Origin of the sequence: Amycolatopsis sp. CA-126428, assembly GCF_002904335.1 — a bacterium.
Taxonomy (GTDB): Bacteria; Actinomycetota; Actinomycetes; order Mycobacteriales; family Pseudonocardiaceae; genus Amycolatopsis.
On the sequence record NZ_PPHF01000135.1, the window covers coordinates 67,631 to 93,143 of the forward strand.

A 25,513-nucleotide genomic window follows, 5' to 3' on the forward strand; every position below is an offset into this window, starting at 1 on the left:
AAGGGTTTAGAGCAGGTGCGCGCGCCGCCAGATGCCTTCGGAGCGGCCGCCGATCAGGTCCGCGTCGCGCAGGAAGGGCACGATCTTCTCCGCCATCCAGCGGCGGGTCTCGTGGAAGTGCGGGTTCGCCAGCGCCGCCGCGCGGCCCTCCCGCGGGTCGATCCCGACGCTGCGGTAGATCCGCGCGTCGACCATGCTGTCGATCACGCCGAACGCCACCAGGGCGGTCCGCAGGCGGTGCCGCCGCCGGGCCGCCTTCGACAGCTTCGGCGTCTCGCGCAGCACTTCCTCCTTCGCGAACCGGACGTGCCGGGCCTCTTCGACCACGTGGATGCGGTTGACCGAGCGGATCAGCGGCTGGATGCCGTCGTCGTCCATCATCGACCGCTGGAGCCGGTCGGTGGTCTCCTCCGCGACCAGCACGCTGGCGAACATCGACGGGCCGGCGGCGGTCGCGCCGAACACCTTCGCGGCGCGGTGGACCACCTTGGGGACGCCGTAGCGCGGGACGCCGAGCCGCTGCGCGGTGCGGGCGAACATCACCGAGTGCCGCGTCTCGTCGCCGATCTCGGTCATCGCGTACTGGGCGTGCTCGGTGCGCGCGTCCAGGTCGAAGACGTACCGGGCCAGCAGCTGCATCAGGACGATCTCGAACCACAGGCCGACGCTCATGATGCTGGCGATCTCGTGCTTGGACAGCTCGATCCGCTGCTCCGGCGTCAGCTTCGCCCAGAGGTCCGTGCCGTAGAGGGAGACGCGCTCGAGCGGCATGTACGCCTTGCCCTCGGCGAGCGGCGCGTCCCAGTCGATGTCGACGTGCGGGTCGTAGCTGTTCTTCACCGAGCTCTTGAGCAGGCGAGCCGCGGTGACGTCCCGGTCCTGGGCCTCGACGCCCATGGCGGCCTCCGAAAAAAGTAGGGGGTACGCGGTGTACTAGCTACTTCGGGAGCGTACACCGCCCGGCGGCGCGTGAGTAGGCTTTCGCCGTGACCAAGGTCGACGGACGGGCGACGCGCTGGGCGGGCCAGCAGGAACGGCGGCGCGCGGAGTTCGTCGACGCCGCGCTGGCCGCCATCGCCGAGCACGGCCCGGACGTGTCCACCGAGCAGATCGCCGAACGCGCCGGCGTCGCGCGCACGCGCCTGTACCGGCACTTCGACGGCGCGGAAGACCTCCGGCGGGCGATCGCCCAGCGGGCGGCCGAGCTGGTGACGGCCGACCTGGCGCCGCTCTGGCACCCCGAAGGCTCGCCGAACGAGATGATCTCCACGGTGATCTCGACGCACCTGCGCTGGCTGACCGAGCACGCCCACCTGCACCGCTACCTGGCCCGCGCGCAGCCGGCCGCCGCGGACGACCGCCCGGACGTCCGCGGCGCGATCGCCCGCCACCTCAGCCGGCTGTTCACCGGCTACCTGACGGCGCTCGGGCTGGACCCGGCCCCGGCCGACACCATCGCGTTCGGCCTGGTCGGCTACGTCGAATCGGCGACGACCCGCTGGCTCGACCACCCGGGCACGCTGAGTCTGCCCCAGCTGACCGCGCAGCTCACGGGCACGATCTGGGCGATGCTGGACCACACCCTGCGGGCGGGCGGCGTCGAGCTGGACCCGGACCGGCCGCTGCCGCTACCGGACGACCTCACTCCCGGTCGTGAGTGGTAATCCGGGTTAGAACCCGAATTACCACTCACGACGGCTCGCGCGGAAATTCGGCCCGCACGCCCAGCAGCCGGACCGCCCGGGTCAGCTCGAACATCCCGAGCACCTCGCGCGCCGCGCGGTCGAGCGCGGCCGCGTCCGACGTCGGCTCCGGCAGCGTGATGCTGTGCGTGTGGGTCAGGAACGGCACGAACCGCACCTTGACCGCCACCCGCGCCGCCGGGCGGCCTTCGTCGAGGACGTCCTGGGCGACACGCCGGGCCAGCGCCGTGACCTCGGCCGCCATCTCCGCCGGGTCCGTCAGGTCGCGCTGGAACGTCGTTTCGCGGCTGCGGGAGCGGGCCACCCACGGGGTCGCGCTCACCTCGGCGTCGCTGATGCCGCCGCCGAGCAGCCGCAGCCACGGGCCGGTCTTCGGGCCGAACCGGGCGGCGAGCTCCGCCGGGTCGGCCCCGGCCAGGTCCAGGACCGTGGTGATGCCCAGCTCGGCGAGCTTCTTCGCCGTCTTGCCGCCGATGCCCCACAGCGCGTCGGTCGGGCGGGTGGCCATCACCTCCCACCAGTTCTCCCGCGTCAGCCGGTAGATCCCGCCCGGCTTGCCGAACCCGGTGGCCAGCTTGGCCCGCAGCTTGTTGTCCCCGATCCCGACCGCGCACGACAGGCCCGTCTCGCGCGCCACCGCCTCCTTGATCGCGGCGGCCAGCGCCTCGGGGTCGGCCGTCTCCGCGCCGACGAACGCCTCGTCCCAGCCCAGCACCTCGACCACGACCGGCAGCTCCCGGACCGCGGCCATCACGCGCGCCGACACCTCGAGGTAGGCGTCCGGGTCACTGGGCAGGAAGACGGCGTCCGGGCAGCGCTTGGCGGCGATCCGCAGCGGCATGCCGGACTGGACACCGAACTCGCGGGCCTCGTAGGACGCCGTCGCGACGACCGCGCGCTCGGCAGGGTCGCCGTTGCCGCCGACCACGACGGGCTTCCCGCGCAGCTCCGGGTGGCGGGCGATCTCGACCGCGGCGATGAACTGGTCGAGGTCGACGTGCAGGACCCACTTCACCCCGCCCAGTCTGCCTCAGAACCTTGTTCAGCCGTCGGCCGGCGCGAGTGTCACCACAGGTGGGCGGCCTGCGGCCCGTAGCGCCGTCCTAACCAGAACAAGGTTCTCAGATCCGGTGCCGCGCCACGTGGGTCCAGACGGTGGCGGTGAGCGCGATGATCCCGCACAGCGTCACGCCCGGGTCGGGCAGCACCAGGCCCAGGACCAGCAGCGTCACGGCGGTGATGTCGAAGAAGATCAGGACGGCGTTCCGGAGCCCGCGCGACTTCGGGCGCCGGCCGTCGCGCAACGCGGCAGCCAGATCCGGGTCGCTGAGCTCCAGGGTGCGCTCGATCTTCTCGAGCTGGGTGCGGTCGTGGTGACTGAGCATCGGGCCTCCTTCGGCGCCGAACCCGCCGTCTCGCCGTAGCGAATACCCAATAGTCCTCTTGGCGAACCGCCAAACGCCTTCTCATTTCGTGCTTTTCTCTGGTCCGACCGGGTGATCCGCGCTCTGTGACCGGCCGCGGCCACGTTAAGTTGCCCCCGAGTACGTCGCCGGTCACGGCCCGGACGGCGGGTGGGGGCGGCCGGGTGGCCACGTCCTGCCCTCGTGCCGGTAACCGGCCGGGCCCGTCAACCAGCCGGAGGACTTCATGACCCTGCCCACCGAACCGATCGGCAGCATCCCGCGTCCCGCCTACCTCGTCGAAGGCCTCGGCGAGTTCGCCGCGGGCCGGCTCGACGCCGCCGCGCTCGCCGAACTCGAGAGCCGGGCGCTGGCCGACACCATCCGCCGGTTCGAGGAGACCGGCTCGCCGGTGCTGACCGACGGAGAACAGGGCAAGCCGAGCTTCGCGACGTACCCGCTGGCCGGGCTGGAATCCCTGGCGTCCGACGGCGTCGTCATCCCGTTCGCCGACGGGCACACCCGGCAGCTGCCGAGGCTGACCGCCGGCCCGTTCCGCTACGCGACGCACGCCGACTCGTACCTGACACGCGCGAAAACGCTTACCGACCGGCCCGTGAAGCAGGCGGTGATCGCCGCGTCCGCCGTGTCGCTGATCTACCCGGGCGACGGCATCGAGGGGTACTCGCAGGAGCAGTTCGTCGCCGACCTGGTGAACGAGGCCGAGGCGGACATCCGGGGCAGCCTCGACGCGGGCGCGGACAGCGTGCAGATCGACTTCACCGAAGGGCGGCTGTCGCTGAAGCTCGACCCGTCCGGCGGGCTGCTGCGCCAGTTCGTCGAGCTCAACAACGCCGTGCTCGACCGGTTCACCGCCGAGGAGCGCGCGAAGATCGGCGTCCACACGTGCCCGGGCGGCGACCAGGACTCCGTGCACAGCCTCGACGTCGACTACGCGGGCCTGCTGCCGGCGTTGTTCGACCTCAAGGCCGGTCGATTCTTCGTCCAGCTGGCCAGCGAAGCCGACCCGGAGCGGGCGCTGCGGGTGATCGCCGAGCACCTCAAGGCCGATCAGCGGGTCTTCGTCGGGGTCATCGACCCGATCGACCCGCGGGTGGAGACCGCGGAGGAGGTCCGGGACCGGGTGCTCACCGCGGCGAAGTACGTGCCGGCCGACCGGCTCGGCACCTGCGACGACTGCGGGTTCTCGCCGTTCGCCGACGACACGTCGACCTCGCGCGACATCGCGTTCGCGAAGATCGCGGCGCGGGTCGAGGGCACGCGGCTGGCGTCGGAGCAGCTCGGCTGAGCGGAACGGCGTGAGCCCGGCCCGGGCTCACGCCGTTTCGGCGGCGACCTTCAGCCCGAGGGCGACGAGCACGGTGCCCAGGAGGGCGTCGAGGCCCCGGCGGACGCGGCCGGCGCTGAAGAAGCGCTTCAGCGCCCCGACCACGACGGCGAGGGTGACGAACCACAGGATCGTGCCGGCGGTGGCGATCGCGGCCAGTTCGAGCGTCTGCGGGGTCGAGCCGTCGGCGGGCAGGAACTGGGGGAGCAGGGCCAGGAAGTACACGGCGACCTTGGGGTTGAGCAGGTTCGTCACCAGGCCCTGCCGGAAGGCGGCCCCGGCCTCGAGCCGGCGCGCCCCGGTGGTCTCGGCGAGGTCCCGGTACTCGCCGCGGCGCACCGCCAGCCACGCCTTGACGCCGAGGACCACCAGGTAGGCCGCGCCGGCCAGCTTGACCACGGTGAACGCGACCGCCGACGCGGTGAGCACGGCGGCGACGCCCAGGGCGATCGCGACCACCCAGGCGAAGACGCCGAGCGCGATCCCGAGCCCGGCGGCCATCCCGGCCCGCCGCCCGCCGGCGAGCGCCGAGCGCGTCACGACGACGAAGTCGGGCCCGGGCGACATCGCCCCGAGCACGACGACCAACAGGAACGAGGCGGCGGTGGCACCGGGGATCATGACCCCGAGAATACGACCCGGCCGCCACCCGATTTCCCGCCTCGCACCGGCCGGCGCGTGTGATCGGAGGGCCGGCACGCGTGATCAGAAGGTCGACACGCGTGATTCCCGGGTCGACACGGCGCGGGCCGGGAAGCGGCGGGCGTGTCGTCCCGCTGATCACGCGTGTCGACCGTCCGGACACGCGTGTCGACCCTCCGAGCACGGTGCTCGGGGGGCGGTGTTCGAATTTGAACTTCGTGTAGGGTCGATCTTGTGGGTGATTCCAGGGGCGAGGGCATGTCGGCCGAGGTGCGGACGCGGGTGCGGATCCCGCTGCGGCTCGACGGCGGCATCGCGGTCGACGCCGAAGCCGTCACCTTCCGCGGCCTGGCCGATGGTGGTGAGCACCTGGCGTTCGTCCTGGGCACGCCCGGTGAGGTGCCGCTGGTGCGGCCGCACTCGGAATGCCTGACCGGCGACGTCTTCGGGTCGGCGCGCTGCGACTGCGGCCCGCAGCTGGCCGAGGCGGTCGCGCGGATCTCCGAGGCCGGCGGGTACCTGCTGTACCTGCGCCAGGAGGGCCGGGGAATCGGGCTGTACAACAAGCTCGACGCGTACGCCCTGCAGGACGGCGGCCTCGACACCTACGCCGCGAACGCCGCGCTCGGGCTGCCCGAAGACGCCCGCGACTACACGGTCGCCGCGCAGATGCTGGGGGCGCTCGGGGTGGACCGGGTCGACCTGCTGTCGAACAACCCGGACAAGGCGGCGCAGCTGCGGGCGGCCGGGATCGCGGTGCGCGACCGGGTCCCGACGGGGGTGTTCGCGACCGAGAACAACGTCCGGTACCTGCGGGCGAAGGCCGAGCAGACCGGGCACACACTCAGCCTGCCGGGTCTGGCCAGCTGATCAACGCGGCCGGGTCGCGTACCCGGAGGGTCGGTTCGCGTGCCTGGAGGGTCGGTTCGCGTGCCTGGAGGGTCGGTTCGCGTGCCTGGAGGGTCGGGTCAGGTGAGGCGCTGGGCCGCCGCGGCCGCGGGGCTCGTGGTGAGTTTCTCCAGCAGGCCGATCAGGGTGGTCTGTTCCGCCGGGGTCAGGGACGCCACCCAGGCTCGCTCGCGCTCGTTGTGCTCCTGGTAGGCGTCGGTCACCGCGGTGTGGCCCGCTTCGGTCAGCGCCAGCTGCACCGCGCGGCGGTCGTGGGGGACCGCGGTGCGCGTCGCCAGGCCGTCCCGCTCCAGGGTCTTGACCAGCGCGGACACCGCCGCGCGGCTCATCCCGGCGAGCCGGGCCACGTGGCGGGACTCCAGCGGACCGGCCAGCCACAGGACGAACAGCACCCGGAAGCCGGCCCAGCTCCAGCCGCGCGGGCGGTGGACCGTCGACTCCCAGTCGTAGACGAGCGCGCCGGCCAGCCGGTGCAGCGTGAGGCCGAGGCGCATCGCCACCGGGTCGGTCGTGGGCAGCTCGGCCTGCGTCTTCCCGATCGCGTAGTCGACGAACGAGAGGTAGTCGAGGTCGGCCGGTCGGTCGGTCATGCCGCACAGGTTAGGGGAAGGAGGGTTCCGCGCCGTGGTCCGGCGGGCTAGCCTGGCCCGATAGTCAATCCTTTGACGATCAAGGAGCGCTCGCCGTGACGAAGAAAGCCTTCGCCTCTTCGGCCGACCTGGTGGAGAAAGCGCAGACCCTCGAGAACCTCGCGGACGGCGTCTGGGCGCTGACCGCCGAGGGCGACCCGAACATCGGCGCGATCGAAGGCGAGGACTTCCTCGTCTGCTTCGAAGCACTGGCCACGCCCGTCGCGGCCGGGGAGTGGCTCGCGAAACTGCGGGAGCACACCGACAAGCCGGTGCGGTACCTGGTGCTGAGCCACTACCACGCCGTGCGCGTGCTGGGCGCGTCCGCGTTCGACGCGGACGTGATCGTCGCGCACGAGATCACCCGTGCCCTGGTCGCCGAGCGCGGCAAGGAGGACTGGGAAAGCGAGTTCGGCCGGATGCCGCGGCTGGCGAAGGGTGCGGAGTCGGTGCCCGGCCTCACCTGGCCGACGCTGACCTTCTCCGACCGGCTCACGATCGACCTCGGCGGCGACCGCGGCGACCTCGTCCTGCAGTACTGCGGACGCGGCCACACCGAAGGCGACATCGTGGCGTGGCTGCCCCGGCAGAAGATCCTCTACGCCGGCGACCTCGTGGAGGCGGAAGCCGCGCTGTACACCGGCGACGCGTTCCACCGCGACTGGGCGTCGTCCACTTTGGACCGGGTGGCCGCCTTCGGGGCCGAGACCCTGATCGGCGGCCGAGGGGGAGTGAGCCGCGGCCGCGCGGCGGTCGACGCCGCCATCGCGCAGACCCGGCACTTCCTCGACACGATGCTCCGCGAGGTCGGCGCCGTCCGCGACGCCGGCGGCACGCTCAAGGAGGCCTTCGAGCGCACGCACGCGGCCCTGAACGACCAGTACGGCCACTGGCCGATCTTCGAGCACTGCCTGCCCTTCGACGTCTCGCGGCTGTGGGACGAGCTGTCCGGCATCGAGCGGCCGGTGGTGTGGACGGCCGAGCGCGACCGCGAAGTCTGGGACCAGCTCCAAGGCTAGGACGATGAGAGTTGCCGTCCTCGGCAGCGGCCCGGTCGGCCAGACGGCCGCGCTGCTGCTCGCGCGCCGGGGCGTGCCGGTCGTGCTCGTCGACGAGTGCGAGGGGCGCGATCCCGTGGGCTCCAAGGCCATCTGCCACCAGCGGGACACCTTGGACGTCTGGGCGTCGCTCGGCGCCGGGTGCCTCGCCCGGGAAGGGCTGACCTGGACGACCGCGCGGACGTTCCACCACGACCGCGAGCTGTTCTCGCTGACCCTGCCCGACGCGGGCTCCGCGCTCCCGCCGTTCGTCAACCTGTCCCAAGCCCGCGTCGAAGAGGTCCTGGACGAGCTGATCGCCCGGGAGCCGCTGATCGACGTCCGCCGCGGCCACCGCATCACCGGCCTGACCCAGTCCGGTGGCGTCGAAATCCGGTGCGAGACGCGAGCCGGGCCGCGCCGGATCGAGGCCGGCTACGCGATCGCCTGCACCGGAGCCCACGGCGACGTGGTGCGCCGGGCCCTCGGGCAGCACCTCGAAGGGGTGTCGTTCCGGGACCTGTTCCTGATCTGCGACATCCGTGCCGACCTGCCGGGCTGGGCGGCCGAACGGCGGTTCTGGTTCGACCCGCCGTGGAACCCGGGCCGCCAGGTGCTCATCCACCCGTGCCCCGGCTCGCAGTTCCGCATCGACTGGCAGGTCCCGGAGGACTACGACCTCGCCGCCGAAGAGTCGGGCGGAGCCCTCGGCCACCGGATCCGCGCGATCATCGGCGACCGGCCTTACGAGGTGGTCTGGCGTTCGGTGTACCGCTTCCACACGCGTCTCGTCGACCGGATGCGCGTCGGCCGCGTGCTGCTGGCCGGGGACTGCGCGCACCTCGTCGCGCCGTTCGGGGCGCGCGGCCTCAACTCCGGCGTGGCCGACGCGGAGAACGCGGCCTGGAAGCTGGCCGCCGTCCTGCGCGGCGACGCGGGGGAGGAGCTGCTGGAGAGCTACCACACCGAGCGGCACGCGGCGGCGGTGGAGAACGCGGCCGTCACCACCGCGACGATGGACTTCCTGGTGCCCCGGGACGACGAGCGGCGCCGTCACCGGCTCGACGTCCTCACCCGGGCGGCGCACGACCCGGCCGCCGGCGAGCAGGTCGACTCGGGCCGGCTGGCCGAACCGTTCTGGTACGTGGACTCGCCGCTGACCACGCCAGACCCGGAGCGGCCGTTCGCGGGACGGCCGCCGCGCGGTGCCTTGCCGCCGCCGGGACCGGGTGTGCTGCTCCCGGACGTCACCGTCGCGAGTGGACGGTTGCGCGACCTGGCGCGGCAGGGGTTCCTGCTCCTGACGACGCCGGGCGTGCGGGCGGAGGGCGTGCGGTCGGTGGAAATCCCGCTGGGCGGGGCGCTGGGTGCGCGTCCGGGCGAAGCCTGGCTGGTCCGCCCGGACGCGTACGTCGCCGCCGTGTTACGGGTAGGAGACCAGCGGGCTCACCTGGTGCCCGGTGTTCGCGGCGTCACCCGAATCGTTGATGACGTGGGCGATCGTGCCCACACCGCCGAGTGACACCGAGACGAGGTTGTGGAACCGGACCCCGCCGTTGTTCGGCACCTCGAACGAATGACTGGCCACAATGGACGGATTCGTGTTGAAGAAGCAGTAGCTGCCCAGACCCCAGCCTTCGTGGCTGGTCACCGAGTCGGCCACCTTGTACGCCGCCCAGCCCTGCCGGCCGCCGCCGCTGGACCAGGACGCCTGGTCCGGCGGGTCGTACGGCATCTCGTTCTGGAAGAAGTACGTCCGCCCGCCGTTGCCGTTCCAGAGCACCTCGTACTGCTGGTAGTGCTCGACGAACAGGCCGTACATCGTCACGTTCGCGCCGTTGACCACCAGGCCGTTGGCCGCGGTGTTGACGTTCCAGCCGACGCCGTTCGAGTGGTCGCCGCGCCACAGCCACATGTGGTCGCCGATGACGTTGTTCGAGTTCACCACCAGCGTCTGCGTGGCCTTCCCGACGGCCGCGCCGCCGATCCGGAAGAACACGTCGTGCAGCGACGTCGGGTCGGCCGCGTGGTTGGCGTTCGACCCCGGCTGGCCGACCTGCACCAGCACCGGCGAATTCACCGCACCTGCGTCGATCAGGAGCCCGGCGATCTTCACGCCGTCCACATCGGACGTCGTGATCGCCGCGGTCCCGTTGGTCGGCATCAGCGTCGCCAGGCCGAGGCCGAGCACCACGGTGTCCGGGCGCGTGACGTTCAGCGCCTGGTCGAGGTGGTACACACCCGGGGTCACGAGCAGGTGCTTGCCCGCGGCCAGCGCGGCGTTGATCGTCGCCGCCGAGTCCGACGGGTGCGCGACGTAGAACTCGCTGAGCGAGATCGACTGCCCGGCCGGTGCGCCGTGGCCCCAGCTGGTGCCGGACGAGTTCTGCCGCAGCCCCGGGACGAACACGTTGTAGCTGCCCGAGCCGTCGACGTAGAGGAACGGCTTCTCGCGGATCACCGGCGTCTGGCCGACAACGGTCTCCGGCGGGTTCGGGAACGACGCCGGCGGGGTGCCGGTCGAGCCGACGAACACCATGTTCCAGACGCCGCCCTGCCAGCCGCCCAGCTCGCTGTTGCGGGTCAGGAACTGCTGCTGCGAGCCGGAAACGGCGACGCCGTCGATCTTGCTGTCGGCGATCAGGCCGCCGCTGGCCCAGCCGTCGCCGCCGTTCCACAGCTGGATCTGGCTGCCCTTGAGGTGCATCCGGCGGTAGGGCGCGGCCTGCGCGACGGCCCAGCGCTCGACCTGCCCGGCCGGCAGCGTCACCGACAGGTTTTCGGCCGACCGCCAGAAGTTCTGGGTCGCGTTGCCCTTGTTGGCCGGGTTGTCACCTTGCTGCAGCCAGTCCGCCTCGACGCGGACGTGACCGTTGAGGTTGACGTCGTCGGGGGAGAGGCCGAGGCCCGCCACCTGCTCGTAGAAGCCGAGGTTGACGTCGGCGGTGTAGTTCCCGGGCTTGAACAGCACGGCGTAGCGCTCGTTGCCGAACTGGTTGGTGTGCTGCTGGTTCGCCAGCTGCGTCAGCCGGTTCTGGATCGTCGCGGCCGGGGTCGACGGGTCGAACACCGACACGTTCGGCCCGAGGTCCGGGTTGCGCGGGTCGGTCGGCGGGATGGTCGTCCCGCCGCCGGTCCCGTGCACGGCGACTTCCCACAGCGAGTAGCCGTAGCCGGTCGCCCGCTGGGTGCCGTAGACCCGCAGGTAGCGGGCCGTCCCGGTGAGGGCCACGGTCTGCGTGCCGCCGGCGCCGGTGGTGGTCGAGTACGCCGTCGTCCAGCTGTTCGCATCCGAGGACAGCTGGACGCTGAACGCCGTCGCGTACGCGGCTTCCCAGCTGAGGACCACGTCGCAGAGCTGCTGCGCGGAGCCCAGGTCGACCTGCAGCCACTGCGGGTCGCTGAACGCGCTGGACCACCGGGTCCCGGTGTTGCCGTCGACCGCGGCGGACGCGGGTGTCCCGCCGTTCTCGGCCGAGGACGCGGTCGCGGGGTGGCCCTGCGCGAGGTTGGTGGTGCCGCACGCGGCGGCCTGCGCCGGTGCGGAGCCGACCACCGCCGCGGTGGTGACCGCGGTGACGAAGGTGGTGGCGATGACGAGGAGGCGGTGTACGGGGGAGAACGTCGTTGATCTCATCGGCCTGCCTGCTGATCGGGGGGAGGACGTGCGAAACGGACCGGGCGAGCCCCACAGCTCGCGCCGGCGTCGGGTGGTGCGGCGGGTTCGCGTCCGGGCACCCGCCCGGCGCCGTGAGCCGGAAGAGCGGTACCGGGTGGTGCGAGGAGCGCGAACCAGTCAGCCCGAAAGGGGTGTGTCGCGGCGGAGCCATCCCGGCTGGCGGTCACGGAACCGGTTCCGTCGGTGAGATCGCAGTTAACAGCGCCGGGTTCGGCGGAGTCAAGGCTCCGGCGCGGATTTTCCTCGCCCGGACCAATATCAGGGCCCGGCCGCGACCGTCCGGCGCTGGGCCGTTGACATTTTACGACTCTTTATTTATATCTTGAACTAAGAGCGTGCCGACGGCCGGGACCCACACCCGCGCCGGAGACCACGTGAGCCGATCCGCGCCGGGGCAAGGCCGCCCCGGCGCCGGTTCGCCGTGGAGGTGCCCATGCAACGCCGCATGCCGAGGATTCGCGTTCTCGCCGTCCTCGCCCTGACTCTGGCCGCCCTGCTCACCGCGCCGGTGGCGCAGGCCGCGCCCGTCCTGCTCTCCCAAGGCCGTCCGGTGACGGCGTCCTCCGCCGAGTCCGCCGCGTTCCCGGCGTCCGCCGCCGTCGACGGCGACCCCGGCACCCGCTGGTCCAGCGGCTTCAGCGATCCCCAGTACCTCCAGGTCGACCTCGGCTCGGTCCAGCAGCTGTCCCAGGTCGTGCTGACCTGGGAAGCCGCCTACGCCAAGGCGTTCACGATCCAGGCGTCCGCCGACGGCGCCACCTGGACGTCGCTCTACTCGACCACCACCGCGACCGGCGGTACGCAGACCCTGAACGTCACCGGCAGCGGCCGGTACGTCCGGCTGACCGGCACCCAGCGCGCCACGCAGTACGGCTATTCGCTGTGGGAGTTCCAGGTCTACGGCGGGGGCGGCACCACGCAGCCCGGTGACGTCCTGCTGTCCTACGGCAAGTCCGGCACGGCGTCCTCCTACCAGGACGACGGCAACTGCCCGGGCTGCCTGCCGGCCAAGGCGTTCGACCACGACCCGGCCACGCGCTGGGCGACCAGCGCGACCACCGGCTGGGTCGACCCGGGCTGGATCACCGTCGACCTGGGCGCCCCGGCGACGATCCACCAGGTCGTCCTGCAGTGGGACCCGGCCTACGCCGTCGCCTACCAGCTCCAGGTGTCGAACGACAACGCGAACTGGACGACGCTCTACTCGACGACCACGGGCAAGGGCTTCAAGGAGACGCTGACCGTCAACGGTTCCGGCCGGTACGTCCGGATGTACGGCACCGCCCGGTCCAACGGCTACGGGTATTCGCTGTGGGGCTTCGACGTCTACGGCACCGGCGGCAACCCGACGCAGCCGCCGCCCGCGCCGCCGGCCCCGCACTTCCCCGGCACCTTGGTCTGGAGCGACGAGTTCAACGGCGCCGCGGGCGCCAACCCGGACGCGAGCAAGTGGACCGCCGAGACCGGCCCCGGCGTCAACAACGAGCTCGAGTACTACACGAACAACAACAACGCCAAGCAGGACGGCCGCGGCAACCTCGTCATCCAGGTCCGCCGCGAAGCCACTCCGGGCAGCGCGTGCCCGGTCGACCCGATCAGCGGCAGCGGGACCTGCCAGTACACCTCGGGCCGGATCAACACCGCGGGCAAGTTCAGCTTCACCTACGGGCACGTCGAGGCGAACATCAAGGTGTCCGGCACGCAGGGGTTGTGGCCCGCGTTCTGGCTGCTGGGCGCGAACTTCTTCAGCGGCACGCCGTGGCCGAACTGCGGCGAGATCGACATCATGGAGCACGTCGGCAAGTCGCCGAACCTGGCCTACTCGACCATCCACGCCCCGGCTTACAACGGCGCGGGCGGCATCGGCGCGCCCCTCGACCTCGGCCAGGACGTCTCGGCCGGCTTCCACCGCTTCGGCCTCGACTGGGACGCGTCCCACATGACCTTCTACGTCGACGGGAACGCGTTCGAGACGATCAACCGCGACACCGTGGAGAGCACGCGCGGGCCGTGGGTCTACGACCACCCGTTCTTCCTGATCCTCAACAACGCCATCGGCGGCGACTTCCCCGGGCCGCCGGGAGCCGGGACCGTGCTCCCGCAGGACATGGTCATCGACTACGTGCGGGTCTACCAGTGAGCTCCGGGCTCCGGCGGCGGCTCGCGCTCATCGCGGGCGCGTCCGTCGCCGGAGCCCGGCAGCCGGCCGACGGCGGGCTCGACATGGAGATGCCCGGCGGCACCGTGTCCGATGTGGACGGCGCTCGGGTGTCGTTCCCGCTCACGCCGCGTGGGCGGGCTCGTGGACGACGAACGCGGGCCAGTACCGCGGCTACCTCGGTGATTCCTCGCGCAATGTGACGCTGTCGGCGACGCTGACCGTCTCCTGCGTCGACTCGCGGACCACCAGCGCCGTCGGGACGATCAGCGGGGCGGCCGGGGCCGGCGCGCCGGCCAGGCGGTCCAGCAGCAGCCCGGCCGCCGTTTCGCCCATCAGCCGCAGCGGCTGGCGGATCGTGGTGAGCGGCGGCTGGGTGTGTGCGGCCAGGGGGATGTCGTCGAAGCCGACCACGGCGACGTCTCCCGGCACCGCGCGGCCCGCCTTGCGCAGGCCGGCCAGCACCCCCGCCGCCGTCAGGTCGTTGTGCGCGAAGACCGCGTCGAACTCCGGGCCCGTTTCGAGGAGCTGGAGGATCGCCGCCTCGCCGCTTTCGCTCGTGAAGTCCCCTTCGATGATCAACCGCGGGTCGAGGGTCCGGCCGGCGTCGAGGACGACCTCGTTGAAGCCGTTGAGGCGGTCGGCGGTGCAGCCGAAGTCGCGGGGACCGGTCACCGTGGCCAGCCGGGTGCGGCCGGTGGCCAGGAGGTGGCGGGCCGCGGACGCGCCGCCCTGCCGGTTGTCCGTGCCCACCGACGGGAACGCCGGACGGCGGCCGCGGTCGTCGATCACCACCACCGGCAGCCCGGAGTCGTGCAGCACGCGCAGGTGCCGCACCGCGTCCGGCGGTTCCACCAGCAGGAGCCCGTCGAACGCCTTCGCCGAGACCTGCCGCGAGAACTCGCCGAGGGAGTCGGCGCCGCGGTTGGCGGTGGACAGCAGCAGGCCGTAGCCCTTCGACTCCACGACGTCGGCGACGCCCTGCAGCACTTCGCCCATCCACGGCCAGGTCAGCCCCGGCACCAGCATCCCGACCGTGCGCGTCACCCCGCGGGCCAGCCCGACCGCGCCGGCGCTGGGGATGTACCCGGTCGCGGCGATCACTTCGCGCACCCGGATCGCGGTCGCCGCGTCCACGTCGGCCTTGTTGTTGAGCACCCGCGACACGGTCGTCTTGCTCACCCGTGCGCGGCGGGCGACTTCGGCGATCGTGACGCGCATCCGTCCTCCCGATCGGGCGGGTGGAAAGCTCCGTGGTGCCAAGGTACTCGCCCGCGGGCCCGGCGCGAGGGGTCCGAGATCGATCAAGTGCGGACCGACAACCGCGTGAGGCTCGCGTCGCCGGCCTTCCAGCGCGTCCGGACCGCCACGTACCGGGCCGGCCCGGTGTCCGCCGTCGCGTAGGTGACGCCGTCGACGCTGGTTTCGACGGTGGCGGCGGGGACGCGTCCCCGGGTCCAGGCCAGCTCGACCGCGGAAACCTCCGTCACCGCCCCGAGATCGACGACCATCCGGCCGTCCGGGCCCGGCCGCCAGGCGGTCGCCGGGTCGTCGTCGACGGCCGCGGCCGGGGCGGACATGCCCGGCGGCAGGGGCTCGGCGGGGAAGGTGGTCCGCCCGAGGGCGCGGTCGGCCAGCGGGTACGGGCGGAGTTCGCCGAAGACGACCGGCACGGTCCGGCCCGGCGGCAGCAGCACCGGCCGGGCGCGCCCGCCGTCCGGGGTCACCGTGACCAGCACGGGCAGCAGCCCGGCCGGCGCGGTGAGGTCGACCCGGCTCGCGTCGCGGACGACCGCTTTGACTCCGGTGGGGCCGGTCAGCGTGAACCGCGGGGGCTCGATGCGGCCCTCCGCCGCGGCCAGTGCGCAGGAGAATTCCGTGCCGGTCCGGGTGACGGCCTGCTCGCCGCGGTAGAGCCGGTGGGTGGCGCCCGGGATGGTCACCGTGGCGCGCACCGCGGCGTCGCCGAGGTTCAGCAGCACGAGGAAGCCGTCGGTGACGGTGGCTTCGACCGCGGCCGCGCCGGTGGCGACCCGGCCGGACGGCTGCGGCGGACCGGGCCGCAGCTCGGCGACGAACCGGGCGGGCGGGCCGTCGGAGAGCGTGACCCGGTCGCCGGTGACGGTGAGCGGGTTCGGGCCCGCGACGGTGATCCCGGCGCGGCCGTCGATGTCCAGCCGGCCGCCGGTGCTGCGCAGGGCGGGCACCGGGTAGCTCCCCGCCGGCGTCCAGGTCACGCCGTCGGGCGAGGTTTCGATCCGGTACTTCCGGCCCGCGGCCGCTTCCCAGCTCAGCCGCACGCGGCCGAAGGTCACCGGTGCGCCGAGGTCGACGGCCAGCCAGCTGTCCGCCCGCGTCCGGTCCGATGTGGACACTGCCCACCTGGTCGCGGCGTCGCCGTCGATGGCGTACTTCGCCTCCTTCCCCGGAGACGACGAAGAAGCCGACGCGGTGCCGGCTCGCGCGAGGTCCGGGCCGTCGCCGACCTCGAACGCCCAGAGCGAATAGCCGTACTGCGGGTCCGGCTCGACGCCGAGCATGCGGACGTGCCGGGCGGTCACCGGGGCGAAGGTCAGCTCGTCGGTCCGGGCCCCGCCGGGCGGGGCCTGCGCCTTGATCGTCACCGTGCCTTCGGCGGCGGTGTAGGTCCGATCGCCGTCGAGGCCGGGGACGCCGGGCATCGCGAGGTTGTGGACGTCCAGCACGCCTTCGCCCGCGGCGACCCCGCTGCTGGCGTAGACGGCGGTGCCGGTCGGCAGGGTGGCCAGCGCCGCGTACCCGGTGGCGAAGCGCAGGAGGCCGACGGTGCCGTCGAAGCCGTCGCGGACCTTCGAGTACGTCGTGGCGTGCCGTTCCCGCACCGCGAGGTTCGTCGACGGCAGCAGCGCGGGGTTCGCGCCGCCGAGCACGAACAGCCAGTCGTCGTGGTGCGGCTGCCAGGCGAACTTCACGAACCCGGGCTTGCTGACCGTCCCGGCCCACGCGGCGGGGGAGCGGTGGGCCAGCAGGCCGGGTCCGGCACCGAAGTCGGCGACCCCGGCGGCGTGGACGTCGAACTCGCGCCCGGTCACCGGGACGACCGGGCCGCCGTGCGCGGCGCGCCATTCGTGCAGCAGGTAGCTGATGGCGAGTTCGGCGCGGGCCTCCGGCTCGTACTTCGGCTCGCCGGAGAACTTCGTGATCCGGTCGGCCGGCGGGTAGGCCTGGTAGGGCTCGAGGCGGGCGGCGAGGCCGGCTTCGGCGCGGGCGGCGTGGCGGTCGCCGAGCACCTGGGCGCGGAAGGCCAGCGGGATGACGTCGCGGCCGTAGAGGTGCTCGCGGTCGGCGACCATCGGCATCAGCGGCTCGCCGGCGTCGCTGGTCATCAGCAGCATGGTGCGCCAGAGCAGTTCGCCGTTCGGCTGCGCGGTCAGCACCTCCGGCAGCGGCGTGCCGGCGGCGAGGAAGTGCATCGCGTTGCGGCCGGAGGTGCGCCAGAGCTCTTCCTGGTAGTGCGGGCCGAACGAACCGTGGTTCTCGACGAGGAAGGTGTCGTAGAGGTTCGTGGCGGTGTTCGCGCTGACCGGGCGGCCGTCGACGAGCCGCGGGTTGGCCAGGTCGGCGGCGGGCAGCCCGGCCTCGTTGCGGCTCCACGCGCCGAAGGCCGCCCGCCACTCGCCCGCCCGCGGGTCGCCGGCGGCCCACGCGAGGGCGGGGGCGAGGGATTGGGCGTAGACGCCCATCTCCTCGAGCTTCGTGTCGCCGACGTGGCCGCCGAGCAGGCCGTGCGGGGTCCAGCTGCCGGAGTCCGGGTCGTCGCCGGTGCCGAGCGCGGTGGTGTAGGCGGCCTGCCCGGCGGTGATGCGTTCGACGTTCTGCCGCGTCGGCTCGTCGAGGTCCGTCCACAAGAGACGGGCGGCGAGCACGAAGTAGGACTGGAAGGTGGTGTCGAAGAACAGCTTCCGGCCCCACTCGGTCCCGCCGGCCAGCCGGTTCGACGCGGCGAAGCGCCGAAGCGTGGCCAGGGTGTGCGCGCGGAGGGTCTCCCGGTCGATGCCGGCGATCGTGGCGTCGTAGCCGTCGCGGGTGAGCAGGACGGCGTTGCCGAGCACGACGGCGAAGGTGAAGTCCCGGGCCGGGTAGGTGCCGGCGGCCGGGTCGAACTGCTGCTCGGCCCAGCGCGTGTGCCGCAGCAGGACGCGCAGGTAGGTCGCGGCGACCGGATCGGGCGGCCCGCCGCCGGCCGCCGCTCGCGCCAGGCCGGGGAGCAGGCCCGACGCCAGCGCGGCCGCCGCTCCGCCCGCGCCCAGCAGGCGGAGCGCTCGCCGCCGGTCCAGCTCGCCCATGCCCGCCTCCGCTCGTTGACAACCTTGTCAGCGCGGATTCTGGGACGCCGTCCGCCCACCGGGCAAGGCCCGCGCGCGATCCCGTCCGGTTTCGGACAACCCCCGGAGTAATTCGTATAACGCTCTATACCCGACGGTCATAGCGCGCGATCAGGACGCCCTTGGTCGTGGGAACACAGCTCGTGAGGGCGAACTCGGTGAGCGGCGCGTCGCCGAAGAGCCGGGCCCCCGTCCCGAGGGTGAGCGGGTGGATCAGCAGGGTGTAGTGGTCGACCAGCCCGGCGGCGTGCAGGTCCCGGACCAGCGACGCGCTGCCGATGATCGACAGGTCCCGGCCGGGGCGGGCCTTCAGCTCGGCCGCCGTCTCGGCCGCCTCGCCCCGCAGCAGGATCGAGTTTTCCCAGGCACCGGCGTCGTCGAGCGTGGTCGAGGCGACGTACTTGGTGGCGGCGTCCAGGTGCGTGGTGAACGGGTTCCCGTCGGTGCGCCCGCCCCAGGCGGTGGTGAAGTCCTGCCAGGTGCGTCGGCCGAACAGCATGTCGCCGGGCCGGCTCATGCCCTTGCCCATCTCCCGGGCCAGGACGTCGTCCTGGTAGCGCGTGCCCCAGCCGCCGTGGGCGAAGCCGCCGCGGGTGTCCTCGCCGGGACGGCCGAGGCCCTGCACGACGCCGTCGAGGGTGACGCTCATGGTGACGGTGATCGAACGCATCGAAGATGTCCTTCCGCTTCTGCCGGCTGTCACCGCCCAGACGAACGGTGGTGGCCCGGATCGACAGCCGGGGGCGCGTGGTGGGATGACAACGTGATCACCGACCCGTGGGTGCTGCTCCTGCTCGTGCTGGCCGGCGTCGGGGCCGGCCTGACCGGGGCGACCGCCGGGCTCGCGTCGCTGGTGTCCTACCCGGCGCTGCTCGCCGCCGGTCTGCCGCCGGTGACCGCCAACGTCACCAACACCGTCGCCATGCTGGGCACCACCGTGGGCGCGGCGGCCGGCGCGCGTCCCGAACTGGCCGGGCAGCGAAGCCGGCTCGTCCCGCTCTGCGCCATCACCACCGTCGGCGGCGCGTGCGGTGGCCTGATCCTGCTGCTGACGCCGTCCGACGCGTTCACCCGCATCGTGCCGTGGCTGATCGGCGGCGCGTCGCTGGTGCTGATGGCCGGGCCGCGGCTGCGCCGGCTGGCCGAAGGCGCCGAACACCACGGCCTCAGCCCGGCGACCGGCGTGGTCGCGTTCCTGATCGGCATCTACGGCGGCTACTTCGGCGCCGCCGCCGGCGTGCTCATGCTCGCGCTGCTGGTCAGCGTCTGGAGCCAGCCGCTGGCCCGCACCAACGCGGCGAAGAACCTGATCACCGGCTCGGCGAACCTGCTCGCCGCGATCGTCTTTTCGGCCACCGGCAAGGTCGTCTGGCCGGCCGCGCTCGCCGTCTGCCTCGGCTCGCTCGGCGGCTCGTGGCTGGGGTCCGCGCTCGTGCGCCGGCTGCCGGCGACGCCGTTGCGCATCGGGATCGGGATCGGCGGACTGGGCCTGGCGGTCGTCCTCGCCCTGAGGGCATGATCGGCGGGGTATCGGCGAGCAGGAGACCAGATGAGCATTGTCGGGACCAGGGTGGTCCGCCAGGAAGATCAGAACCTGATCACCGCGGGCGGCACCTACGTGGACGATCTGCGGGCGGAAGCGCTTTCCGGTGCCGCGCACGCGGTTTTCGTGCGAAGTCCGATCGCGCACGCGCGGATCGGCGGCATCGACGCGAGCGAGGCGAAGGCGGCACCCGGGGTGCTGGGCGTGTTCACCGCCGCCGACCTCGGCCTCGAACCGCACGCGGCCGGACCGGTGCCGGAACCTTGGCTGGCCGACGGGGTGGTGCGCTACGTCGGCGAGCCCGTCGCGCTGGTCCTCACCGAAGAGCGCTACCAGCTGGCCGACGCCGCCGAACTGGTCGACGTCGACTACGAGCCGCTGGACACGGTGGCGAGCATCGGCGCCGCGCTGGACGGCGAGACGCTGCTGTACCCGGACACCGGCAGCAACATCGTGCAGGTCAACGGCGCGGAGGAGTTCGACGACGCGATCTTCGAAGACTGCGACGTCGTGGTCACGCGGACGATCGCCAACCAGCGCGTCGCCCCCGCACCGCTGGAAGTGCGCGGCGCGTCCCTCGCGTGGGGCGAGGACGGCAGGCTGACGGCCTGGCTGTCCACGCAGAACGCCCAGATCGCCCGGATGCAGCTGGCGGCGAGCCTCGGCGTCGGCGAGGAGTCGGTGCGGGTGATCGCGCCGGACGTCGGCGGCGGGTTCGGCGCGAAGATCGGCGCGGACCCCGAGGCGACCGTGCTCGGCTGGGCCGCCAAACGGCTCGGGCGGCCGGTGCGCTGGGTCGAGTCGCGCAGCGAGAACCTGACGTCGATGACGCACGGCCGCGCGCAGCTCAACACGGTGACCATCGGCGGGAAGCGCGACGGCACGGTCCTCGCGTACCGCCTCGACGTCGTCCAGGACGCGGGCGCGTACCCGCGGACGCTGTTCCTGCCGACGCTGACCGAGCTGATGGCCGTCGGCGTCTACCGGTTCCCGCGGGTCCAGACCCGCAGCCGCGCGGTGGTCACGAACACCACGCCGATCGCGGCCTACCGCGGCGCGGGCCGTCCGGAGGCGACCGCCGCCGTCGAGCGGGCGATGGACCTGTTCGCCACCGAGCTCGGGCTGGACCCGGCCGACGTCCGCCGGGTCAACTTCATCCGCCCGGAGGAGTTCCCGTACCGGTCGCCGACCGGGGCGTTCTACGACACGGGCGAGTACGCGGCGGCGCTGGACAAGGCGCTGGATGCCGCCGGGTACGCGGAGCTGCGGGCCGAGCAGCGGCGGCGGCGTGAAGCGGGCGACCCGGTGGAACTCGGCCTCGGGATCGCCGCCTACGTCGAGATCACCGGCGGCGACGGCGGCGGCGAGAGCGGCCGCGTCGACATCCACCCGGACGGCTCGGTCGTCGCGTGGACCGGCAGTTCGCCGCACGGGCAGGGGCTCGGCACGTCGCTGGCGATGCTGCTGTCCGACCAGCTCGGCGTCCCGCTGGAGAAGATCACCGTCCGGCACGGCGACACCGACGAGGTGCCGAAGGCGATCGGCACGTTCGGCTCCCGGTCGCTGCAGCTGGGCGGCTCGGCGATCCGGCAGGCGGCCGAAGAGGTGATCACGCAGGCCCGCGAGCTGGCGGCCGACCTGCTGGAAGCGGCGCCGGAGGACCTCGAACTGGACGCCGAGCGCGGCGTCTGGCAGGTCCGCGGCGCGCCGTCGAGCGCCGTGCTCAGCTGGGCGCAGGTCGCGGAGACGGCGGCCGACGGCAAGCTCACCGCCGACGTCTGGTTCGGTGGCGGCACGCCGACGTTCCCGTTCGGCGCGCACCTCGCCGTCGTCGAGGTCGACACCGAGACCGGCAAGGTCGAGCTGCGGCGGATCGTCGCCGTCGACGACGCCGGCCCGATCGTCAACCCGCTCACCTTCCGCGGCCAGCGTCACGGCGGGCTCGGGCAGGGCGCGGCGCAGGCGCTCATGGAGGTCGTCACCTACGACGAGGACGGCAACCCGACGACCGCGACGCTGGCGGACTACTCGTTCATCACCGCCGTCGAGCTGCCGGACTTCGAGCTCGTCGACATGGCCACCCCGACCGACCGGAACCTGCTGGGCGTCAAGGGGATCGGCGAGGCGGCGACGATCGGTTCGACGCCGGCGGTGCACAACGCCGTGGTGGACGCGCTGTCCGCGCGCGGCGTCACGCACCTGGACATGCCCACCACCCCGATCCGGGTGTGGGCGGCACTTGAGGACGCTGCCCTTCGGGGGTTCCGGGTGGCGGAGCCCCCGGCCCGGGGCGAAGCCCCGGTCGTTACAGAGAAGGGAAGCGCGCAGTGAAGGTCTCGATCGAGGTCAACGGGCGGCCGGTGACCGAGGAGGTGCCCGACCGGACGCTGCTGGTGCACTTCCTGCGCGACACCGCCGGCCTGACCGCCACGAACATCGGCTGCGACACGACGTCCTGCGGCGCCTGCACGGTGCTGCTCGACGGCGAGTCGGTCAAGTCGTGCACGGTCCTGGCCGCGCAGGCCGACGGCCACGCCGTCACCACCGTCGAGGGACTGTCTGCTTCGGACGGTGCACTGCACCCCGTGCAGCGCGCGTTCCGCGAGCAGCACGGCCTGCAGTGCGGGTTCTGCACGCCGGGGATGATCATGGCTTCGGTGTCCCTGCTGGCCGACAACCCGAAGCCGACGCGCGACGAGGTCCGCGCCGGGCTCGAGGGCAACCTCTGCCGCTGCACGGGGTACCACAACATCGTCAGCGCCGTGGTCGACGCGTCGGGTCAGGAGGTGGACCGGTGATCCCCGCTCCGTTCCAGTACCTGCGGGCGTCCACTGTGGACGAGGCGCTGACGTTGCTCGCCTCCCACGGCGACGACGCGAAAGTGCTGGCCGGCGGCCACTCCCTGCTGCCGCTGATGAAGCTGCGGCTGGCCGCGCCCGAGTACCTGGTGGACATCGGCCCGCTCGACGAGTTGCGCTACGTCCGGCTGGAGGATGGCGAAGTCGTCATCGGCGCGTTGTCCCGGTACAGCGCGCTGGTGCAGGACCCGGTGCTGCTCGAGCACGCGCCCCTGCTGGCCCACGTGTCCGGCGAGGTGGGCGACCGCCAGGTCCGCCACCGCGGCACGATCGGCGGTTCCCTGGTCCACGCGGACTCGGCGGCGGACCTCCCGGCGGCGGTCCTGGCCTCCGACGCGGTCCTGGTGGCCCGTGGCCCGTCGGGGGAGCGCCGCATCCCGGCGGCGGAGTTCTTCCTCGGCCCGTTCACGACCCCGCTGGAGCCGGCGGAACTGCTGACGGAGATCCGCCTCCCGGCCCAGACGGGCCAGGGCTGGGCCTTCGAGAAGTTCACCCGCCGCGCGATCGACTGGGCGATGGTCGGGGTGACGGTCGTGGGCGGCCGCGTCGGCTTGGTGAACATGGGCGGAGTGCCCCTGCGCGCCACGGCCACGGAGGAGGCCTTGGCGGCCGGGGCATCGATCGAGGACGCGGCGGCATTGGCGGCCGAAGGAACGAACCCGCCGGACGAGCCCCACGCGACGGCGGAGTACCGCCGCCACCTGGCCCGGGTACTGACCCGGCGGGCGTTGACGCAAGCCTCGCGGTGAGCCGTAGGGGGCGGCACTTCTGGCCGGTGCCGCCCCCTTGATCGCGATGGCCGATTCCCGCCAGCGGCGAGTCCCGTGTGGACGGCACGATCGGGGGGTGAACACTGTTGCGCACACGGCCATCGAGCCCGGTATCCTGTATTTCGGTACCCCGGTGGTGGTGATTTCCAGTACCAATGAAGACGGTTCGGCCAATCTGGCCCCGATGTCCTCGGCGTTCTGGCTCGGCTGGCGGGCGGTGCTCGGGCTGGGGGTCCGGTCGAAGACGGCGCAGAACCTGCTGCGCACCCGGGAAGCGGTATTGAATCTGCCGTCGGAGTCGATGGCCCCGGCGGTGGATCGTCTGGCCTTGACGACCGGCTCGGACCCGGTCCCCGACGGCAAGCTTCGGCGGGGGTACTTCCACGTGGCGGACAAGTTCGCGCGCGCCGGGCTGACGCCGGTGGAGTCGTCGACCGTGCAGCCGCCTCGGGTCGCGGAGTGCCCGGTGGCCATGGAGGTCGTCGTCGAGGCGGTGCACCCGGTGGGCGACGACGGGGGAGTGGTCGCCTTCGAGGTGCGGGTGCAGCGGGTATTCGTGCACGAGTCGATCCGGATGGTGGGGGAAGAGGATCGTATCGACCCCGACGCCTGGCGGCCGTTGATCATGAGTTTCCAGAAGTTCTACGGGTTGGGGCCGCAGGTGCATCCTTCAACGCTGGCCGGGATTCCTGAGCGGCTCTACCGTGGTCCGGACATCGAACGGGCTCGGCGGGTGGCTATCTGAGGCTTTGGTTGCCTCGCTTGGCTTTTCGGTGTTTCCGAGGCGGAGTCGTTGTACCCGTTCGGTAACTGTTCGGGCGGTGGAGCTCGCGCGTGCGCGGGAGGAGATCACCGCGCTGCGGACCGAAGTCGCCGCGCTCAAACGCCGGCTGGGCACACACTCGGGTAACTCTTCGATGCCCCCATCCTCGGACCGGTTCGGCGAACCCGCCCCCAAGTCACTGCGGGGCAAGTCCGGACGCCGGCAGTGCAGGCAACCCGGAGCGCCTGGGGCGAACCTGTCACTGGTGGAGAGCCCGGACACGATCCTCGACCCCGAGCCGTCGGCCTGCTCGGGATGCGGCGCGCCCGTCGTGCGGGGATGGTCCGGCGGCAGGTCGTGGATCTGCCACCGGTCCGCCCGTCGGTGACCGAGCATCGTCTGCACCGGCTGCGCTGCCGCGGTTGCCGCCACGTCACGACCGCGCCCGCCCCGGCGGAGGCGACCGCGCCTGCCTGCTACGGGCCGAACGTGACCGCGTTGGCGGTCTATCTGCTGACCGATCAGCACATCCCGGTTGCTCGGACAGCGCAGCTGCTGGCGGACCTGCTCGGACTGCCGGTGTCGACCGGCTGGGTCGCCGGTGTCCTCCCTTCGCTCGCCGCCCGGCTCGAGGGGTTCGCCGAACGGGTCGAGGACGCGTTGCGGGCAGCGCCGGTGGCGCACTTCGACGAGACCGGCATCCGGCCTGATGTCCTACCAAGACTTCGGACGCAACCACGCCCGCTGCAACGCCCACCGCCTCCGCGAACTGGTCGCGGCCGGCGAAGCCCACCCGGAGCACACCTGGCCCCGGATCGCCATGAAGACTCTCGAACAGCTCAATACCGCGGCCCATACCGCGCGAGACGACGGCCCGGACGCCATCCCCGCCCACATCGTGGATCCGTTGATCTCAAGGTTCGTCCGCACTGTCCACCTCGGCCTGCTGCTGCACCCACCGGACCGAGGTCGCAAGCAAAGCAAGACCCGCAACCTGCTGGTGCGCCTGTGCGACCACCAGCAACAAGTGCTGCTGTTCGCCCGCAACCTCACCGTCCCCTTCACCAACAACCAAGCCGAACACGACCTACGCATGATCAAGGCACAGCTGAAGATCTCCGGCGGCCGGCGCACCCACCACGGCGCCCACGTGTGGTTGCGGGTCCGCGGCTACATCTCCACCGCCCGCAAGAACGGACTCCACATCATCACCGCGCTACGCGACGCCATCGCCGGAAACCCCTGGCTACCAACAACTATCGAAATAGCCTGAACAGTTACCCCCGATCGTGTGATGAACTCATGTTCGATGCTCGGTAATCTTGAGCTATGTCCGACAACGCGACCCTCTCACCCGACGCGGTGGCCATCGCCGACCGCATCGGTGAGCTGCTCGCGTGCATGCGGTCTGCTGAGGCCGAACTTGGTGCGCTGCTTGTGGAAATCGAGCAACGCGGAGTGATGGAGCTCTTCGGCTACCGCTCTGTCGCCCGACTGTTGGAACATGTCGGCGATGTCCCGAAGCAGGCTGGCGAACGGATGGTAAAACGCGCCCGCGCTCTCAACCCGGGCCGAAACCTCGACGGCAGCCCGATTCCTGCGCTCGCGCCTGCTGTGGGTGTTGCTGCGCGCGCGGGACGGTTGAGCAACCCGATGATCGACGTGATCACCGGCGTGCTCACCCAAGTCCCACCCGAGCATCACGCC

General features: G+C 72.3%; 22 protein-coding genes and 2 pseudogenes. 15 read left to right on the forward strand and 9 right to left on the reverse strand.

From position 1 onward, the window contains the following. Nucleotides 1-6 precede the first annotated feature (6 nt). Complete coding sequence (locus tag C2L58_RS32815) at nt 7-897, reverse strand: AurF N-oxygenase family protein (protein ID WP_103341538.1); 891 nt, start codon at nt 895-897, stop codon at nt 7-9. An 89-nt stretch (nt 898-986) separates the two neighbouring features. Here C2L58_RS32815 and C2L58_RS32820 point away from each other — a divergent pair, with 89 nt between their 5' ends. Continuing rightward, on the forward strand, nt 987-1,664 hold the full coding sequence (locus C2L58_RS32820; RefSeq protein WP_103341539.1) for a TetR/AcrR family transcriptional regulator: 678 nt from the start codon (nt 987-989) through the stop codon (nt 1,662-1,664). Nucleotides 1,665-1,689: 25 nt separating this feature from the next. On the opposite strand, the gene C2L58_RS32825 is transcribed toward C2L58_RS32820, so the two are convergent. Together C2L58_RS32825 and C2L58_RS32830 are read right to left on the reverse strand one after the other, a co-directional pair. After that, the gene (locus tag C2L58_RS32825; protein ID WP_103341540.1) at nt 1,690-2,718 is read right to left on the reverse strand and encodes a DNA polymerase IV; all 1,029 of its coding nucleotides are present in this window, start codon (nt 2,716-2,718) and stop codon (nt 1,690-1,692) included. Nucleotides 2,719-2,824: 106 nt separating this feature from the next. Continuing rightward, on the reverse strand, nt 2,825-3,088 hold the full coding sequence (locus C2L58_RS32830) for a DUF3040 domain-containing protein (protein ID WP_103341541.1): 264 nt from the start codon (nt 3,086-3,088) through the stop codon (nt 2,825-2,827). Nucleotides 3,089-3,353: 265 nt separating this feature from the next. Between C2L58_RS32830 and C2L58_RS32835 the strand changes: the two genes are divergently transcribed. Further along, nucleotides 3,354-4,415, forward strand: a complete 1,062-nt coding sequence (locus C2L58_RS32835; RefSeq protein ID WP_103341542.1) for a cobalamin-independent methionine synthase II family protein — start codon at nt 3,354-3,356, stop codon at nt 4,413-4,415. A 27-nt stretch (nt 4,416-4,442) separates the two neighbouring features. On the opposite strand, the gene C2L58_RS32840 is transcribed toward C2L58_RS32835, so the two are convergent. Then, on the reverse strand, nt 4,443-5,075 hold the full coding sequence (locus C2L58_RS32840; RefSeq protein ID WP_103341543.1) for a LysE family translocator: 633 nt from the start codon (nt 5,073-5,075) through the stop codon (nt 4,443-4,445). 279 nt (nt 5,076-5,354) lie between these two features. Here C2L58_RS32840 and C2L58_RS32845 point away from each other — a divergent pair, with 279 nt between their 5' ends. Beyond that, nucleotides 5,355-5,966 (forward strand): GTP cyclohydrolase II, encoded by a 612-nt coding sequence (locus C2L58_RS32845; RefSeq protein WP_103341544.1) that lies wholly within the window; start codon nt 5,355-5,357, stop codon nt 5,964-5,966. 98 nt (nt 5,967-6,064) lie between these two features. On the opposite strand, the gene C2L58_RS32850 is transcribed toward C2L58_RS32845, so the two are convergent. Continuing rightward, nucleotides 6,065-6,595: a MarR family winged helix-turn-helix transcriptional regulator gene (locus C2L58_RS32850; protein ID WP_103341545.1), complete on the reverse strand. Its 531-nt coding sequence runs from the start codon at nt 6,593-6,595 to the stop codon at nt 6,065-6,067. A 95-nt stretch (nt 6,596-6,690) separates the two neighbouring features. Between C2L58_RS32850 and C2L58_RS32855 the strand changes: the two genes are divergently transcribed. Beyond that, nucleotides 6,691-7,653, forward strand: a complete 963-nt coding sequence (locus C2L58_RS32855; RefSeq protein ID WP_103341546.1) for an MBL fold metallo-hydrolase — start codon at nt 6,691-6,693, stop codon at nt 7,651-7,653. A gap of 4 nt (nt 7,654-7,657) precedes the next feature. Beyond that, nucleotides 7,658-9,193, forward strand: coding sequence for an FAD-dependent monooxygenase (locus C2L58_RS32860; RefSeq protein WP_103341547.1), 1,536 nt, complete (start codon nt 7,658-7,660; stop codon nt 9,191-9,193). On the opposite strand, the gene C2L58_RS32865 is transcribed toward C2L58_RS32860, so the two are convergent. Next, complete coding sequence (locus C2L58_RS32865; protein ID WP_103341548.1) at nt 9,095-11,308, reverse strand: discoidin domain-containing protein; 2,214 nt, start codon at nt 11,306-11,308, stop codon at nt 9,095-9,097. The two genes, C2L58_RS32860 and C2L58_RS32865, sit on opposite strands and share 99 nt — an antisense overlap. A gap of 475 nt (nt 11,309-11,783) precedes the next feature. On the opposite strand from C2L58_RS32865, the gene C2L58_RS32870 reads away from it, so the two are divergent. Continuing rightward, nucleotides 11,784-13,490: a discoidin domain-containing protein gene (locus C2L58_RS32870; protein ID WP_103341549.1), complete on the forward strand. Its 1,707-nt coding sequence runs from the start codon at nt 11,784-11,786 to the stop codon at nt 13,488-13,490. Between the two features lie 192 nt (nt 13,491-13,682). Here the strand turns inward: C2L58_RS32870 and C2L58_RS32875 are convergent, their stop codons facing one another. From C2L58_RS32875 to C2L58_RS32885, 3 genes are all read right to left on the reverse strand, one after another. Continuing rightward, nucleotides 13,683-14,729: a LacI family DNA-binding transcriptional regulator gene (locus C2L58_RS32875; protein ID WP_103341550.1), complete on the reverse strand. Its 1,047-nt coding sequence runs from the start codon at nt 14,727-14,729 to the stop codon at nt 13,683-13,685. An 83-nt stretch (nt 14,730-14,812) separates the two neighbouring features. Next, a complete protein-coding gene (locus tag C2L58_RS32880) occupies nt 14,813-17,833 on the reverse strand; it encodes a discoidin domain-containing protein (protein WP_103341551.1) in 3,021 nt (1,006 codons plus the stop codon). Between the two features lie 124 nt (nt 17,834-17,957). Next, a complete protein-coding gene (locus tag C2L58_RS32885; RefSeq protein ID WP_103341552.1) occupies nt 17,958-18,542 on the reverse strand; it encodes a dihydrofolate reductase family protein in 585 nt (194 codons plus the stop codon). A 93-nt stretch (nt 18,543-18,635) separates the two neighbouring features. Here C2L58_RS32885 and C2L58_RS32890 point away from each other — a divergent pair, with 93 nt between their 5' ends. From C2L58_RS32890 to C2L58_RS32930, 9 genes and pseudogenes are all read left to right on the forward strand, one after another. Further along, on the forward strand, nt 18,636-19,391 hold the full coding sequence (locus C2L58_RS32890; RefSeq protein WP_103341553.1) for a sulfite exporter TauE/SafE family protein: 756 nt from the start codon (nt 18,636-18,638) through the stop codon (nt 19,389-19,391). A 30-nt stretch (nt 19,392-19,421) separates the two neighbouring features. Next, nucleotides 19,422-21,746 (forward strand): xanthine dehydrogenase family protein molybdopterin-binding subunit, encoded by a 2,325-nt coding sequence (locus C2L58_RS32895; RefSeq protein WP_233226068.1) that lies wholly within the window; start codon nt 19,422-19,424, stop codon nt 21,744-21,746. After that, nucleotides 21,743-22,213: a (2Fe-2S)-binding protein gene (locus C2L58_RS32900; RefSeq protein ID WP_103341554.1), complete on the forward strand. Its 471-nt coding sequence runs from the start codon at nt 21,743-21,745 to the stop codon at nt 22,211-22,213. Before C2L58_RS32895 ends, C2L58_RS32900 begins: the two co-directional genes overlap by 4 nt. Further along, entirely contained in the window at nt 22,210-23,022 is an 813-nt protein-coding gene (locus C2L58_RS32905; protein WP_103341555.1) for an FAD binding domain-containing protein, read from the forward strand. The genes C2L58_RS32900 and C2L58_RS32905 overlap by 4 nt, the downstream gene beginning before the upstream one ends. Nucleotides 23,023-23,119: 97 nt before the next feature. Further along, nucleotides 23,120-23,788: a flavin reductase family protein gene (locus C2L58_RS32910; RefSeq protein WP_199191564.1), complete on the forward strand. Its 669-nt coding sequence runs from the start codon at nt 23,120-23,122 to the stop codon at nt 23,786-23,788. A gap of 76 nt (nt 23,789-23,864) precedes the next feature. Further along, nucleotides 23,865-24,194 (forward strand): DUF6444 domain-containing protein, encoded by a 330-nt coding sequence (locus C2L58_RS50900; RefSeq protein ID WP_233226069.1) that lies wholly within the window; start codon nt 23,865-23,867, stop codon nt 24,192-24,194. Beyond that, nucleotides 24,146-24,499, forward strand: a pseudogene (locus C2L58_RS51575) (IS66 family transposase); the annotation flags it as partial. The gene C2L58_RS50900 and the pseudogene C2L58_RS51575, both read left to right, overlap by 49 nt. Nucleotides 24,500-24,515: 16 nt before the next feature. Continuing rightward, nucleotides 24,516-25,079 carry an IS66 family transposase gene (locus tag C2L58_RS32925; protein ID WP_103341556.1) on the forward strand — a complete coding sequence of 188 codons (564 nt, stop codon included), beginning with the start codon at nt 24,516-24,518 and terminating at the stop codon, nt 25,077-25,079. Nucleotides 25,080-25,135: 56 nt separating this feature from the next. Continuing rightward, nucleotides 25,136-25,513, forward strand: a pseudogene (locus tag C2L58_RS32930) (DUF222 domain-containing protein); the annotation flags it as partial.